Annotated in this window: 13 protein-coding genes and 1 pseudogene; 1 reads left to right on the plus strand and 13 read right to left on the minus strand. The window is 63.7% G+C overall.

All coding sequences use genetic code 11. The features are described from left to right. Window position 1: 1 nt before the first annotated feature. From ACFQDL_RS00455 to ACFQDL_RS00485, 7 genes and pseudogenes are all read right to left on the minus strand, one after another. Window positions 2-755 (minus strand): annotated as a pseudogene (locus ACFQDL_RS00455) (SDR family NAD(P)-dependent oxidoreductase). Between the two features lie 11 nt (window positions 756-766). After that, window positions 767-1249: an aromatic-ring-hydroxylating dioxygenase subunit beta gene (locus tag ACFQDL_RS00460; RefSeq protein ID WP_379907308.1), complete on the minus strand. Its 483-nt coding sequence runs from the start codon at window positions 1247-1249 to the stop codon at window positions 767-769. 3 nt (window positions 1250-1252) lie between these two features. Then, window positions 1253-2563 carry an aromatic ring-hydroxylating oxygenase subunit alpha gene (locus ACFQDL_RS00465; RefSeq protein WP_379907310.1) on the minus strand — a complete coding sequence of 437 codons (1311 nt, stop codon included), beginning with the start codon at window positions 2561-2563 and terminating at the stop codon, window positions 1253-1255. After that, window positions 2560-3141, minus strand: a complete 582-nt coding sequence (locus ACFQDL_RS00470) for a nuclear transport factor 2 family protein (RefSeq protein ID WP_379907312.1) — start codon at window positions 3139-3141, stop codon at window positions 2560-2562. The genes ACFQDL_RS00465 and ACFQDL_RS00470 overlap by 4 nt, the downstream gene beginning before the upstream one ends. An 11-nt stretch (window positions 3142-3152) precedes the next feature. Continuing rightward, window positions 3153-3515, minus strand: coding sequence for an IacB protein (locus ACFQDL_RS00475; protein ID WP_379907314.1), 363 nt, complete (start codon window positions 3513-3515; stop codon window positions 3153-3155). Window positions 3516-3538: 23 nt separating this feature from the next. Beyond that, entirely contained in the window at window positions 3539-4684 is a 1146-nt protein-coding gene (locus ACFQDL_RS00480) for an acyl-CoA dehydrogenase family protein (protein WP_379907315.1), read from the minus strand. A 14-nt stretch (window positions 4685-4698) separates the two neighbouring features. Continuing rightward, complete coding sequence (locus ACFQDL_RS00485) at window positions 4699-5826, minus strand: amidase (protein WP_379907317.1); 1128 nt, start codon at window positions 5824-5826, stop codon at window positions 4699-4701. Window positions 5827-6413: 587 nt separating this feature from the next. Here ACFQDL_RS00485 and ACFQDL_RS00490 point away from each other — a divergent pair. Further along, entirely contained in the window at window positions 6414-6896 is a 483-nt protein-coding gene (locus ACFQDL_RS00490) for a MarR family winged helix-turn-helix transcriptional regulator (protein WP_379907319.1), read from the plus strand. A 268-nt stretch (window positions 6897-7164) separates the two neighbouring features. Here ACFQDL_RS00490 and ACFQDL_RS00495 read toward each other — a convergent pair whose 3' ends face one another. The 6 genes from ACFQDL_RS00495 to peaD form a co-directional block, all read right to left on the minus strand. Next, a complete protein-coding gene (locus tag ACFQDL_RS00495; RefSeq protein WP_379907320.1) occupies window positions 7165-8109 on the minus strand; it encodes an aldehyde dehydrogenase family protein in 945 nt (314 codons plus the stop codon). 19 nt (window positions 8110-8128) lie between these two features. Beyond that, entirely contained in the window at window positions 8129-8578 is a 450-nt protein-coding gene (locus tag ACFQDL_RS00500; protein ID WP_379907321.1) for an aldehyde dehydrogenase family protein, read from the minus strand. Between the two features lie 54 nt (window positions 8579-8632). After that, complete coding sequence (locus ACFQDL_RS00505; protein ID WP_379907322.1) at window positions 8633-9979, minus strand: alginate export family protein; 1347 nt, start codon at window positions 9977-9979, stop codon at window positions 8633-8635. A 648-nt stretch (window positions 9980-10627) separates the two neighbouring features. After that, the gene (qhpE, locus tag ACFQDL_RS00510) at window positions 10628-11296 is read right to left on the minus strand and encodes a subtilisin-like serine protease QhpE (RefSeq protein ID WP_379907323.1); all 669 of its coding nucleotides are present in this window, start codon (window positions 11294-11296) and stop codon (window positions 10628-10630) included. 42 nt (window positions 11297-11338) lie between these two features. Further along, window positions 11339-13018 (minus strand): ABC transporter ATP-binding protein, encoded by a 1680-nt coding sequence (locus tag ACFQDL_RS00515; RefSeq protein ID WP_379907324.1) that lies wholly within the window; start codon window positions 13016-13018, stop codon window positions 11339-11341. A gap of 286 nt (window positions 13019-13304) precedes the next feature. After that, window positions 13305-14411: a quinohemoprotein amine dehydrogenase subunit beta gene (gene peaD, locus ACFQDL_RS00520; protein ID WP_379907325.1), complete on the minus strand. Its 1107-nt coding sequence runs from the start codon at window positions 14409-14411 to the stop codon at window positions 13305-13307. Window positions 14412-14424 lie beyond the last annotated feature (13 nt).

The raw sequence follows: 14424 nt of genomic DNA on the forward strand, positions 1-14424 counted from the left end.
CTCAGCGCATGAAGATGCCGCCATTGATATCCAGGGTGGCGCCGGTGGTGAAATAGGCTTCGGGACGCGCCAGCTGCACCACCAGATCGCCGACAAAGCCGGCATCGCCGAGCCGTCCGGCCGGAATCGCCTGTAGCAGGCCCGGCAGCCGTTCCTCCGGCACCAGCGCCTTGACCATCGGCGAGTCGATCGGGCCGGGGGCAATCGCATTGACCGTGACGCCCCGCCCCGCCAACTCCCTGGCGAACACTTTGGTGAGGGTGATGATCCCCCTTCGACGCGGCGTAGTGGGCCCCGGTGGAAGTGCCGCCGTTCTGCCCGGCGAGCGACGCCATATTCATGATGCGGCCGTAGCCCCGATCGGCCATGTAGCGGCCTATCACCTGACAGCCCGAGAAGGTGCTGCCCAGATTTATATTGACGACCTCCGCGAACTCGGCGGCGGAGATTTCCATCACCGGCGTGGCCCGGGTGACGGCGGCATTGTTGACCAGCACCTGCAGGCCGTCCCAGCGCGCCAGCGTCGCCGCCAGCGCCGCTTCGAAATCCTCGTGGCGGGCGACGTCAAGCGCCAGCGGCAGCACCGTCCCGCCACTGGCATCCAGCGCGCCTGCTGCCGCTTCGGCGGCCGCCAGCGAGATATCGCTCAGCACGATGCGATATCCCGCCGCGTGCAGTCTGGCGGCGATGTGCCGCCCCAGTCCCTGAGCGGCGCCGGTGACCAGTGCCACCTGTGGTTCGTTTAGGTGAGTCATGCCGCACCTCCTCAGAAGATAAAGCTGACGGTGCGCAGGAAACTCTCGGCGTGCAGCAGCTTCACGACCTTGCGCTCGATGCGAAAGCCGTCCGCCACCGGCCGCAGCCGGTACTCGATATCCGCCGGATAAGTCACCAGCTTGCCGTGACGCATCTCGTTGAGGGTCTGGGCGCAACGCGCAATAACCAGGTTTTCGCCGCCCTCGAGAAGGCGCACGCGGGATACCATGCGCACCGTGTTCAGCGTGGATTTGGCCGACACAGACTCGCCGCTTTCGAGGCGCGCCACGCGCATGCGGCGCATGTCGGCGTCATCCAGCGCAAGGTTGAGACTATTTTCGTAGTCATCGGCCTTGAGTTCCGCCGGCACGATGTAGAGGCCGCTGTCGGCCCAGAGATCGAGCCATGACTGGTAGGCCTTGTGGTCGAGCAGATCGGCCTCCTGCCAGATGAAGGCGGTGACGTCGTTGAGCAGTTCCGTATAGTTTTTCATCGCTTAGTTCTCCTCGCCGTCAGTCATCATTTTCTTGTACTGGCGGTAAGCTCCACGCATGCCGGTCTCGGAACAGACGGCGCCGGCGACATTGCCGTCAGGCGTCGTATGCAGATTGTTCTGGCCGCGGTTGACCAGTATCCAGCCGTCGGGACCGGCCATCGAGCCCTTCTGCACCCGTTCCCAGGCTTCGCCGTCGTCCGGCGTACCGAAACCCATCGGCCCCTGGAAGTGCTCGTGCAGGCGCATGCGCTTGCGGTTGAACGCCGTCGGCGCGCCTTCGCCACCGAGGGCGACGTGCTGGATCTCGGTCTCGCCGACCGATACCGGCCGCAGCACCCGGAAGAACGCCATCGAGCAGGACACGTTGGGAAACAGGTTGAGGTTGAAACCGGTGCCGTGCACCGCCCGCACCAGCCGGCGCACCTCCTCGTCGGAATGGCCTTCCGCCCTGAGTTCGTCGGCCAGCGTCTCGAAACGGGCCGGGATCGGCTCGTCCAGGTTGTCCTCGAGATCGATCAGCTCCGGAATCATCACCATCACGCTGTGGCCGTTGCCGAGGTCCTCGACGAAGCCCTCGCCATCGAGGAAGTCGAAGATGTCGGCGGTCGCCTCGTCCAGCGACGAGATGAACGACTTGTGGATGATCGGGAAGTGGTAGGCGTCGGTGGTGTTCTCGAGCTGGATCTTCCAGTTGCCCGGGAAATTGAAGCGATGTTCGCCCAGCACCTTGACCGGGTAGCCGCCGCCCTGCTTCATGAACAGGTCGATCCACTTCTTCGCGCCGCCGAGGAAATCCGCCAGCGGCTCGATGTCGTCGCGGAAGGTGGCGAACACCAGACCGGCGTAGCTTTCACAGCGCAGGCGCTCGAGTGGCAGCTCGGACGTGTCGATGACGCCGGCGTATTCCTCCGCCTTGGGCAGCGAGCGCAGCTCGCCGTCGAGGGCGTAGCCCCAGCCGTGGTAGGGACAGGTGAAGCTTTTGGTCTTGCCCTTGCGGCCTTCGCAGACGGTGGCGCCGCGGTGGCGGCAGCGGTTCAGCAGCACGTGCAGGTTCTTCTTGCGGTCGCGCACCAGTATCACCGGCTGACGACCGATAAAGGCGGTCTTGTAGGCGCCCGCCTCCGCCACTTCGCTTTCGTGGCCGACGTAGACCCAGGTGTTGTTGAACACCCGATCCAGCTCTTCCTCGAAGATTTCCGGATCCGAGTACAGGGCTTTCTTGACGCGCCCCTTCTCGTCATCGACCATGTCGGCTGCGCGCTTGCCAATGCTTTGTGCATCGACATTCTGAATATCGATCAAGTCACTCATCGCTGTCTCTCACGTTGAATTCGGGTTGTCTGTCCGGGGCTGGCGCCGGCCGACTTTTCCGGTACCGGCAAGTGGGCTTCGCTGTTCCAGTGATCCACCGGGCGACTGAACAGGTTTCGGGTCTGGAAGCGGGCCATGCGCCACGCCCCTGCTTCCTGGCGAAAATCGATCTCCAGCCGGGCACTGTTGAGGTGGGAGCCGCCAGCGCTGAAGCTCGACACCTGCAGCATGTTCCAGCTGCCGTGGGCGCGATCACCGTCCACCGTGATCACTTCCGAGGTCAGGTAGTGGACATTGAGGGCAAAGTGCGGCGGCTCCAGGCAGTACCTGCCCAGCATGGACACAATGGCGTCGCGTCCCTGGTGCCCGCCAAAGCTGCTGGCATAACGGGTCCCCTTGCCTTCCCAGATGGCATCCCCGGTAAACAGCTCGCCCAGCTCGGCCATCGGCGTGCTCGCGTCCAGGTGATCACACAGATCCATGTAGCGATTGAGGCAGGCACGGATCGCCTTCTCGCTTTCCAGTGCCATCAGCCGCTGACGCAGCTCGGCAAATTCGATCGGATCGATCTCGCTCATTACGGCCGCCCTCAGACGCGCTGCACGATCAGTTCACGACCGGTGCGGGCTTCCACCTTGGCATAGCGCCACAGCTTGTAGGGGCCTTCACCCACCGCGGTGCTACGGAACAGATTGCAGCAGGCCACCACGGTGTCGTAATCGGCGACATCGGCCAGCAGGTAGGTGGTCCAGGGATAACCGTCAGACGGGCCCACCATACTCTGGTCGTCGTCCATGTTGCCGATCACCTCGACACCCTCCATGTCATGGATGCCGTGCCACATGTCGCCAAAAGCAGCCCAGACGTCGAGCTGTTCTTCTCGCGGGGCGTCCATGAAGTTCTGGTTGATGGCCATGCAGAACAGAACGCGCAGAGGCTTGTTGTCACTCATGGTCTTAATCTCCGTGGATTCAGTTACAGGTAGCCCGGCAGCGGTTCATGGCCGAAGAACATGGCGCCGGCGTTTTTCAGCGTGATTCGGCCCATGAAGGCGTGCTGCGTGAGCATGCTGGAGTCGCGCAGAATCCGCGAAAGCGGATGGCTGTTAAAGGCGCCGGTCATGCCGGTGACCTCATAGGTCATGCGTACGGCCTCGGCGCATTCGTGTGCCAGATTGGTGGTGGCCAGGCGGACAAGGTTGATCTGTTCCGCCGCGGGCTTTCCACCGGCGACCACCGCGTTCCAGGCCTCTTCCGTGGCTTCGTAAAAGAAAGCGCGGGAGGAGCGCAGCTTGGCCTCGGCCTGTGCTATCTCGATCTGTACGTATTCACGCTCGCCCAGGTTGGGTGCGCCGGTTACGGACTTGCGACCGGCCGCTTCGGCCTGCACCACGTCCAGCGCCTCTCGAGCCAACCCGGCACAGGTAATGGCCAGCACCTGGGCGGCAAACGACAGGCTCGGATAACGGAAGAAATCGGAATCCAGGTTCGGCTGACCTCCGCGGATAAAGGTCCATTCTTCCGGTACAAACTGGTTTTCCACCACCAGATCGTGGGAGCCGGTACCGACCATGCCGATCACATCCCAGTTGGGCTTGATGGTGACCTTGTCAGCCGGGAACACTGCCATGCGAGGCAGCAATTCATTTTCCTCCTTGATGCCCACACCGATAAGCGAGGCCCCCATCGAGCCACTGCCAAATTTCCAGGTGCCGCTGACCCTAAAACCGCCTTCAACACGCTCGGCTTTCTGGGGTGGAAAGATACCGCCGGCAAACACCACATCAGGACCGTTAGCCCAGACCTTGTCGACGGTTTCGGGCGGCAGAGCGGCCAGGTAGGCCGGGTTCATGCCAAAGCTGGCGACCCAGCCGGCGGAGCCGTCGGCCGCGGCCAGTGCCTCGACCATCTGCAGGAATTGCATCGGGTTGCGCTCGTCACCACCAAGGGCCTTAGGCACCATGGCGCGGTAGACGCCGATGGCCTTGAAGGACTCGATGACGTCCGGGGAAATATGTTTCTGGTCCTCGAACTCCTGGCGGCGGGTACGAAGATCCGCCAGCAACGCATCGAAAACCTTTTCACCGCCCCAGAGGGACTTGTCGATCTGATGACTGGGCATCTGAAAGCGCTCCGTTAATCGTTGTTGTCGTTGATGGCCACGAGACGCTCGAGCTCGCGGGCGGCGGCCAGCAGCCGGGCGTCATCGCCACGGCGTGCGACCAGCTGAAGTCCCGCTGGTCGACCGTCGATATCCAGCGGGATGCTGAGGGCCGGATGGCCGGAAAGGTTGAAGGGGCGCACCAGCGCGGTGCTGCGCAGGTCGGTCTTGCCGGCCAGCGCCTCGTCCAGCATCAGCGGGAACGAGGGTAGCGTTGGCAGCGCCAGTACGCTGAACCGTTCGAGCAGTGCGTCCAGCTGTTCGCCGAATGCCTGGCGTACCCGCTCGGCGTCGGCGACCGCCTGCGGGCTGGTTTCGGCGGCACGCTTGAGACGTTCGGCGACATCCGCCCCGACGCGACCGGTTTCGAGACAGGCGCCGAAGGCGTTCCAGGTTTCGGCATTGATGATCGCGAGGCCGGCTTCGAAAGCGGCATCCAGCAGCTGCAACTCGACCTCTCCGGCACTGCAGCCGCTGGCCGTCACGTAATCGCGCACCGCCCCGGCGATAGCCGCATCCGCTTCGACGGCGACCAGGCCGATGCGCAGCTCACCGTCGAAGGCCTGCGCCTCGAACCGCGGATCCACGATCGCCGTCGCACGCTCGAGCAGCTCAAGCGTCGATGCGAAGACGCCGACACAGTCGAGCGACGTCGCGGACGGCCAGACACCGTGTCGGCTGACGCGGCCGAAGCTGGGCTTGAAACCGTAGACGCCGCAGCAGGCAGCTGGCTGGCGGACCGAACCACCGGTATCGGTACCCAGCGCGATATCGGCCTCGCCTGCCGCGACCGCAACGGCCGAACCGCTGGAGGAACCTCCCGGTATCCGGTTCGGGTAGCGGTGGTTGCGCGGCGTACCGCAGGCGGGGTTGATGCCGCTGACACCGAAGGCGAACTCGTGCAGCACCGTTTTGCCGACGATGCGACAACCGGCGTCCAGCAGCCGCTCGACAACATCGGCATGCCGGGCGGCGGGGGCGGCGTTATCGAACGCCGCACTACCCATGCGGGTGGCCATGCCCGCCACGTCGATCGAATCCTTGATAGCCACGCGCATGCCCTGTTCGGGGCCCAGTGCGCAGCGCTCTACAAATACCGTCATGTCTGCTCGCCGTTGTTGGGTTTTGTCCTGGCGGGGCTCAGCAGCCTGAGTCCCGCTCGATCAGCTTGACTTCAGAATTCCACTTTTCACTTGATTCGTCAATTAATATTTCAAGCATAAATCCAACCCTTACGACAAGCGAAAAGCTCAACCTGAATACATTTAATGGCGTCGAACTCAGCGAACCAAGTCGCGAACAACCTATATTGTTTTATATTTTTCAATTAGTTATAAATATACATCAGCGCCTTCCCGGGCCCCTTACCCAGGTCCCGGCGCAGCCGATCGAATTGAGAAAGTCTCAATCACGGCGTTCAAAAAATCTTTTTTTAGACACAAAACAACAATAAACACACCGGAAAGGTGTAAAGGCAGCGCTGTCTGCACGATGAAATAGCAACCACCTGCCCCGCTTCGGGAGAGGTACCGCTCTGAGGATGAAGACGATTTCGCCTGAGGAAGGATGAACTTTGCGTAGTGAATTCTGTATACTTGAAATTTCAAGTTGTTCGAAGAGACGTCATTGTCTCTTCCGCCGGCGCGGCGGCAGATCGGCCGTGACCGGCCCGTCCGGGTAAAAGTGACAGATGGCAACCGTAAAAAGCAAATTCGACATGTACGACCCGCTCGGCGAGAACTTCCATCGCCACGAATTCCCCTTTTATTGGATCGCACGGGTCAACGCCCTCTACACCCAGGAGATGGAGCGCGTGCTGAAGAAGATCGACATGGACGTGCCGCGCTGGCGCATCATGATGATTCTCATGGAACAGGATCCGATCAGCATTTCGGAGGTCGCCGACCAGGCGGTCGCCAAACTGCCGACGATCACCAAGATCCTCTACCGCATGCGCGATCAGGGCCTGGTCGAGCTGTCGACCTCGGCAAGCGACGGGCGTGTGACGCTGGTATCGATGACCGATGACGGGCGCCAGCGTCTGGAAACCGTTCGCGACTCCGTCAGCGGCATTTTCAAGCGCTGCTTCCAGGGCCTCAGCGCCGCCCAGATCAAACGCCTCAACGGCCTGCTGGAACAATTGCACGGCAATATGCGATCGCTGCGGAACTGACGGACGGACATCGAAACCCGGGCACTCAGCGCTTCCGGGAGGCGACAGAAACGGCATGCCCGCGCCCGGCGGTGACATCTCGTGGAACCGCGCGTCGAATCACAAGCCCCTGCCCGGCTATGCTCCGCGAAGAAGCAAAAGAGGGCCCGACCGGGCCCGTAAAAACCGCCGTCCTCCCCCGCAACCAGGAACGAACAGCTTCCTCACTACTGTTGCAGGAGGGGGTACCAGGGCGGCCTGAGGGAACCACCCCGCCCCCAAACCGTTGTCACCCCTTGCTGATGTTGAGCAACTGCGCCTGGGTGTACTCCAGCAGGCCTTCGAGGCCGAATTCGGTACCGATACCGGACATCTTGCTGCCGCCGAACGGACAGTGCGGCAGCACCTCTGCATGGTTGTTGATCCAGGCGGTGCCGCTGTCAAGGCGCGAGGCCACGGCTTTCGCCTGCTCGAGGTCGGTGCCCCAGACCGAGCCGCCGAGACCGTTGGGATTGTCGTTGGCGCGGCGGATGGCATCCTCGACGTCGCTGTAGCGAATCACCGGCAGCACAGGACCGAACTGCTCCTCGTCGACGAGACGGGTGCCATCGGTGATGTCGGCAACGATGGTGGGGGCGTAGAAGTAGCCCCTGTCGCCGATGCGCTCGCCACCGGCGACGATGCGGGCGCCGTTGCGACGCGCGTCCTCGACCAGCTCCGCGACCAGTTCGAACTGGTCGCGGTTCTGCACCGGGCCGAAGGTGACGCCCGCCTCGATGCCGGGACCGACATTCTGGGCACGGGCCAGCTCGCCCAGCTTGTCCACCAGCGCATCGTACAGGGAGTCGTGCACGTAGAGGCGCTTGAGCGCGGCGCAGGTCTGACCCATGTTGAGGAAAGCGGTCTGGAAGATCGCCGGCGCCAGCTTGTCGATATCGGCATCGGGCAGCACGATGCCGGCATCGTTGCCACCGAGCTCCAGCGTCAGGCGCTTAAGGTTGTCGGCGGCGTTGCGCATGATGGTCTGGCCGGTCGGCGTGGAGCCGGTGAAGACGATCTTGCGGATGCCGTCATGCTTCACCAGGCTGCTGCCGATGCCGCCTTCGCCGGTGACGATGTTGACGACACCCGCCGGCAGCACTTCATTCATCAGCTCGACCATGCGCAAGGTGTTGAACGGCGTCATCGACGAGGGTTTGACGACCAGGGTGTTGCCGGTGCGGATCGCCGGCATCAGGTGCCGGTGGCGATCATCAGCGGCCAGTTCCAGGGCGTGATGGAGCCGACCACGCCCAGGGCTTGCGGTGCAGCTCGGCGCGACGCACCTCGCTGTCCTCGATCACCTCGACCGGGATCTCCAGCGAGGCGGTGTAGCGCGTCCAGGCCACGGCGCCGCCGACCTCGAAGCGCGCCAGGTCCAGCGGTTTGCCCTGCTCCAGGGTGATGATCTCGGCCAGCTCCCCGGCGTGCGCCTCGAGCTTGTCGGCGATGGCGCCCAGGGCCGCGACACGCGTCTCGTCGGAGCTGTGCTGCCAGCTCTGGAAGGCCTCGGCGGCGGCCTTCACGGCCTGATCCACCTGCTCTGGCGAGGCAAAGGGACACTGGGCAACCACTTCCTCGGTAGCGGGGTTCAGTACCGCGAAGGAACCGCGATCGCCAGCCAGAGACTGGCCGCCGATGATCAGGGAGAAGGTGTCTTTCATTTCCGAACTCCTGTTGTCAGGACTCTGACAAGGTGAAAAGTCGCCGCAGCCACATCAGAACGGCACGATGGCCAGCAGCTGCATGTAAGTGTTGGTGTCGTCGCTGCCGATCTGGGTACCCCCGTCGGCGGCGCTGTTGTCGGGTGTATAGAAGCCCACCAGCGGACTCAGGATCAGGTGTTGGTTGACCACCCACTCGGCATAGAGGTCCAGTTCCTGGCCATCCAGCGCTCCTGTGCCGGCACCGGTATCGCTGAAATCGAAGAACAGGGCGCCGAGCGACAGCATTTCGGTCGGGCTCGCCTTGACGCCCAGGTGCTGGACCGTCGCATCGCTGTTGAAAGGCCCTGCGTAGTTCGCGGCCACCTCGCCCTGGAACCAGGTGCCGTAGCCGCGACTGAAGCCGAAGAACAGCGGATCGAAGCCCTCGTCGAACTCGGCATAACGATAGTTCACGGTCGGCGACCAGGGCAGGCCGGCGAAGGTCCAGCCGGCCTCCAGGTACCAGCCGTCGCCATCGGGACGGCTGTCGTCGCCCTGATCCTGATCGACGTACTCGCCCGACAGGAACAGGTTCTCGACGCCGGCGTTGCCCTGGTAGCGCAGGCTCAGGGTCTCCTGGCCGTCGCGGTGTCCATATCCCAGTGCCTGGGCGTATTTGTCGTTGACGTCGAGCCCCTCGATATAGGTCAGCCCGAAGGTCCCCTTGTCCCCGACATGCTCGACATTGACGCCGGCCAGTTCCATGTCGGCCTGGGCATGGTTGTCGGACTCGAGCCAGAACAGATCCGCACGCAGCCCTTCCCTGCCGCCGATGCGCGCGACCGCGGTGCGGTCGAAGGCCTTGCGCGCGGCCAGCCAGTAGGCACCGCCACGATCGAAATCGAAGCCGCCGCCATTCAGGGCATCGCCGAAATTGAGGGAGTCGCCGTTGATCAGGAAGCCGTCGCCGATCTGAAAATTCTGACGACCGAACGAGAACTCAAGGCCGTTCTCGCCCAGTGCCGGCACCAGGCTGCCGGAGCGCCAGCCGAGGTAGGCATCTTCCAGATCGGTCTCGCCCTCGTCGCCGGAGCTGAAACCGCCCGCATCGCCATCGCCCCAGGTACCCGAGGACAGTAGATTGATACCGCCGAACAACGCCGCACCGGAACCGAGCGCCTGCGAACCCGACAGGCCGTACTTGACGTAGGCTTCCTGCCAGTCGGCTCCGCCACGGTCGGTATCGAAGAGGTAGTTCTCGTCGCTGCTGAAGGCACCGGCCACCAGCTCGATATCGAGATTCAGTTCCCGGCCGTTTTCCGAATAGAGATTGTAGGCCGCCGCCGGCATGGCCAGGGTCGTGGCAACGGCGGCGGTCAACAACTGACGAGCGAAAGGCAGGGTTTTCTTGTTATGCATGGGGGTTTCATTCCATCGGGGCACGCCGGCCATGGTGTCCGGCGTCCGGGTTGTCGATACCGTCAAGACTAAAGCGTGGCTGTAAACCAGGTTCGCGCTCTTTGTGCGCTTTTGTCGGAATCTTGTAACAGGATGTAACTGGAGGGTGGTCAGTGGTGAATCGGAGGGCGCCATGAGCGCAGCAACCGCCATGGATGGCGGGAAGATCGGTATTGCAGGAGCAAATACCGACGAAACGCGCCGGGTGGCCGGTCAGCGATGGGGACAAACGCAGCCCGGGCGCGCATCCGGAAGGCACCCGGGACACAGACTACTGCCGCTGCTCGGGACCCTGATAGCTGGCATGAACGATTAGCCAGGCACGTGCGCTCGCAATACCGGAGAGACCGTCTTCGGCGAGATAGCGGGCCAGGTGGCCGGTCAGCGATGGGGACAAACGCAGCCCGGGCGCGCATCCGGAACGGCACCCGGGACACAGACTACTGCCGCTGCTCGGGACCCTGATAGCTGGCATGAGCGATTAGCCAGGCACGTGCGCTCGCAATACCGGAGAGACCGCCTTCGGCGAGATAGCGGGCCAGGTGACCGGTCAGCGATGGGGACAAACGCAGCCCGGGCGCGCATCCGGAACGGCACCCGGGACACAGACTACTGCCGCTGCTCGGGACCCTGATAGCTGGCATGAGCGATTAGCCAGGCACGTGCGCTCGCAATACCGGAGAGACCGCCTTCGGCGAGATAGCGGGCCAGGTGACCGGTCATGTGGGCGCAGCCCATGCTCGCGCCGGAGGCGCCGAGCCGGCCGTCGAGCGGGCGGACGTGGCCGCCGAAGTCGGCGTATTCGGTGTCGAGGTGGGAGATTTCACCGCGGGCGCAGCGGGCATCGCCGGTCATGCGAAACACGCCCGGGTAGGCAGAGGGATACACCGGCTCGCCACGGGCCGGGCTTGCCGCGCAGAGCAGCACTCCGGCCGCGAGCGCGCGCTCGCAGGCATCGCGCAGCACGGGCCTGTCCTCGCGCAGCCCGAGACTCAGGTTGATTACCTGGACCTGCTGCCCGACCAGCCAGTCGATCGCCGCGGCGACCTGGACCGCGGTGGTGGAAAAACGCTTGCGGAACACCTGCGCCAGCACCAAGCGGGCGTCGGGCGCCAGTGCCTGAACGATGTCAACGATGGCGCTGCCGTGCCCGAGCCTGTCGACGTCGGCCTCGGTCTGCCAGAGCTGGCCGTCCTCGATCACGAAGGCGGCCTGGGCATCTATCCACGCCATCTGCTCATCGCGACAGCCGCTGTCGACGATACCGACCTTAACCATCGACTGCCTCGCCGGTGACTTCGGTCAGCCCGCCTTCGGCCATCAGCAAAGTGCGGTCCGCCCCGGCCAGGTGCTGCGCCGGTGACTGATCAGGATGCGGGTACGGCCGGCGAACAGCCGGTCCACCGCCGCGATCACTTCGGCCTCGGTGGCCTCGTCGACCGCAGAAGTGGCCTCGTCGAGCACCAGCACCGCCGGCTGCTGCAGCAGCGCGCGGGCGATGGCGATGCGCTGGCGCTGGCCACCGGACAGCTGCTGTCCGCGCTCACCCAACAGGGTGTCGATACCCTGCGGCAATCGCTCGATCATCTCGCCGAGGCGTGCCTGCCGGGCCGCTTCCAGCACCGCCTCATCGGACGCATCGGGTGCGGCGTAGCGGATATTGTCGGCCAGAGAACCGCGGAACAGCGTGATCTCCTGGCTGACCACCGCCACTGCGCGGCGCAAATCGCCAAGGTTCAGGCGTCGCAGATCGATATCGTCGAGCCGGATGCTGCCGCTCACCGGATCGAAATGCCGCTGCAGCAGATCGATCAGCGTCGACTTGCCGACGCCCGAGGCGCCGCTGAGCGCCACCTTCTGCCCCGCTTCGATGCGGCAATTGACGCCTCCGAATACGGGCTCCGCACGTCCCGGATAGGCGAAGGACAGGTCGCTGAACTCGAGGTCCCCGCGCAGAGCGGGCGGCAAAGGCTGCACAGCCTCGCCCGACTCGATGTCCACCGGCGCCTGGCGCAGCTCGCTCACCCGCCCCAGGCTCACGCTCATGCGCTGGATCGCGACGTACAGGCCCAGCAGGCTGTTGACGGGACCTGTCGCCATGCCGAGGTAGGTGGAAAAGGCGATCAGCGAGCCCAGCTGCCACTGGCCCTCGATCACCCACCAGCCGCCAATCAGGAAGGCCGCGGCGCGGGTCATCGAGGTCAGGGTGCCGGGTATCGCGTGGGTAAAGAATTCGGTGACCTGGAGCTTCAGCAGGTCCTGGAGATAGTTGTCGCTGTGCCGGTCGAGGCGGGTACGCTCGGGCTCCTCCTGCCCCACCGACTGGATGAACTTCATCGCCGGCAGCGTCTCGACCAGGAAACTCGACAGGTCCGCCGAGCGCTCGCGCAGCCGCCGTGCCCGCTGCTCGACCTTGCGCCGCATCCAGCGTAGCCAGAGCACCTCCAGCGGGATCAGCACCAGCACCAGCAGCGACAGCTGAGGCGACAACGTCAGCATCAGCGCGAGGGCGCCGACCAGGCCGATCACGCTGCTGACCGCCGAAAACAGACTGTCGACGGCGAAACGCTGGATTTCGGCGACATCGCCGTCGATGCGCGACAGTAGGTCGCCGATGCGGCGCTGGCCGAAGAACGCCGGCGACAGCTTCTGCAGATGGGCGTAGAGATCGCCGCGCAGCCCGAACAGGATGCGGCCGGAGAGCCGGGTGTGCAGGTAGCGGTTGAGGCCGCCGAGCGCCGTGCCGAACACACCGACCAGGATCATCCACAGCGCCATCGTCACCAGCATGCCGTAATCGCGGGCCAGCAGCCCCTCGTCGATCAGCAGCTTGGTCAGCCAGGGCTGCAGCAGTACCAGCATGGACGCAATGAACGACAGCGCCAGCAGGCCGCCGATCGCGCGCCGCTGCGGCCGCACGAAACCGTAGAGCCACTCGAAGCCGCGCCGCAGCTGCTCGCGGTTGTCGGCGTGGATGGCGCGAACCAGCCAATCAATCATCGATAGTTTCCTTCGGTTGGGCACACCTGCGAAACAACACAAAACCGCAATACCGTAGGTTGAGTCTAGCGGCGCAGCCGCGTATCCCAACACCCGGGCTGCCGACAGCTACCCATCGATCCGGGGTCGATATGATGGGTTGCGCCGCAACAACCCCGCTGCACGCCTGCAGCACATTTTCATTGCGGCTCCACCCATCCTACTGTGTATACGAGGCCGCGACGAACAAAAAGGAGGCGCCGCAATACGGGGCCTCCCGTCTACTATACAGCTGCGTATGGAAATGTCAGTCCCGGATCGTCGCGACGCGCAGGTCCGAGGTGGTCATGTCGCCGCTGAGCTGGATCGAGCCGATCTTCTCCAGGGTGTCGGAGTCGTGGATCGAGATGTCGCTGCTGGTGCCGCCGACGTAGATCGTCTTGCCATCCGCCGAGATGTTCAAGTCGTAGTAGGTGTGCGGCATCTCGTGGACGGCCAGCGTTTCCCGCTTGCTGATATCGTGCTTGGACAGCGTATTGAAGCTGCCGTAGAAGATATTGGGATCACGCGGATCCGAGATGAAGTTGAAGACGATGAACTCGAACGGAATGATCTCCTGGCGCACAGCTTCACCGGTTTTCAGATCCACGCGGCTGATGCCCCACCACCACTCGGCCGTCTCCATGTTCATGGACTCGTCCTGAAACCTGGCGGTGACGTACGGCATGATGTACTCGTTGGCCTGTTCGCCCTGGGAGTGCATCGCGAAGGCATCGGGCGGCAGCCACAGCGGGCCGCGATCCCAGCTCTGCAGCGGCGTGACCATGCGGGTTTTGCCGGTCTGCGGGTCGATTGCGGTGACGTCGGCGCCACCGAGGATCACCTCGCCCTTTTCGGTCGCGGCGATCTTGGTGATGCGCCGCTCCACCGGGTAGGTGCGCACGGGCTTCGCGTCTATCCCGTCGGCGATGTTGTAGACCGCCAGTTGCGGCTGCAGGACCTCGAAGCGGTCGGGCAGGTGCCTGACCGGGTTCTGCACGGTGTAAAGTTCTTTGCCATCGCTACTGACCGCGATCGACTGATGGCTCTTCACCCGGATATTGTCCTGGGACTGGGCCGCGTGGAAGGTGATATCGCAATTCATGATATCGAAGCCGTAGACATCCTCGGTCATGTTGCTCAGCACGTAGGCACGCCTGCCATCCGGCGCCAGGGCGATGGAGCCGGTTCCGAACTTGCCGGGGATATCGCAGCTGCGCACCACCTCGTTGCTGGACATGTCGATCACCTGCAGCTGGCCCGGACGGGTGACCGTCAGCAGAAACTCCTGATCGGCACTGGCGGGCAATGCCTGCAGCACCAGCAGCGCGGCGCCGGCCAGGGCGGTCGTTTTCACACTTTTATTAACATTCATCTACACCGCTCTC

Origin of the sequence: Marinobacterium aestuariivivens (genome assembly GCF_042661465.1) — a bacterium.
In the GTDB taxonomy this organism is placed as follows: domain Bacteria; phylum Pseudomonadota; class Gammaproteobacteria; order Pseudomonadales; family Balneatricaceae; genus Marinobacterium_A; species Marinobacterium_A aestuariivivens.

What these genes read in the sequence shown, in the direction of transcription:
- ACFQDL_RS00460 (WP_379907308.1), bottom strand. Translation starts at nt 1,249, where the DNA reads ATGAAAAACTATACGGAACTGCTCAACGACGTCACCGCCTTCATCTGG.
- ACFQDL_RS00465 (WP_379907310.1), bottom strand. Translation starts at nt 2,563, where the DNA reads ATGAGTGACTTGATCGATATTCAGAATGTCGATGCACAAAGCATTGGC.
- ACFQDL_RS00470 (WP_379907312.1), bottom strand. Translation starts at nt 3,141, where the DNA reads ATGAGCGAGATCGATCCGATCGAATTTGCCGAGCTGCGTCAGCGGCTG.
- ACFQDL_RS00475 (WP_379907314.1), bottom strand. Translation starts at nt 3,515, where the DNA reads ATGAGTGACAACAAGCCTCTGCGCGTTCTGTTCTGCATGGCCATCAAC.
- ACFQDL_RS00480 (WP_379907315.1), bottom strand. Translation starts at nt 4,684, where the DNA reads ATGCCCAGTCATCAGATCGACAAGTCCCTCTGGGGCGGTGAAAAGGTT.
- ACFQDL_RS00485 (WP_379907317.1), bottom strand. Translation starts at nt 5,826, where the DNA reads ATGACGGTATTTGTAGAGCGCTGCGCACTGGGCCCCGAACAGGGCATG.
- ACFQDL_RS00490 (WP_379907319.1), top strand. Translation starts at nt 6,414, where the DNA reads ATGGCAACCGTAAAAAGCAAATTCGACATGTACGACCCGCTCGGCGAG.
- ACFQDL_RS00495 (WP_379907320.1), bottom strand. Translation starts at nt 8,109, where the DNA reads ATGCCGGCGATCCGCACCGGCAACACCCTGGTCGTCAAACCCTCGTCG.
- ACFQDL_RS00500 (WP_379907321.1), bottom strand. Translation starts at nt 8,578, where the DNA reads ATGAAAGACACCTTCTCCCTGATCATCGGCGGCCAGTCTCTGGCTGGC.
- ACFQDL_RS00505 (WP_379907322.1), bottom strand. Translation starts at nt 9,979, where the DNA reads ATGCATAACAAGAAAACCCTGCCTTTCGCTCGTCAGTTGTTGACCGCC.
- qhpE (WP_379907323.1), bottom strand. Translation starts at nt 11,296, where the DNA reads ATGGTTAAGGTCGGTATCGTCGACAGCGGCTGTCGCGATGAGCAGATG.
- ACFQDL_RS00515 (WP_379907324.1), bottom strand. Translation starts at nt 13,018, where the DNA reads ATGATTGATTGGCTGGTTCGCGCCATCCACGCCGACAACCGCGAGCAG.
- peaD (WP_379907325.1), bottom strand. Translation starts at nt 14,411, where the DNA reads ATGAATGTTAATAAAAGTGTGAAAACGACCGCCCTGGCCGGCGCCGCG.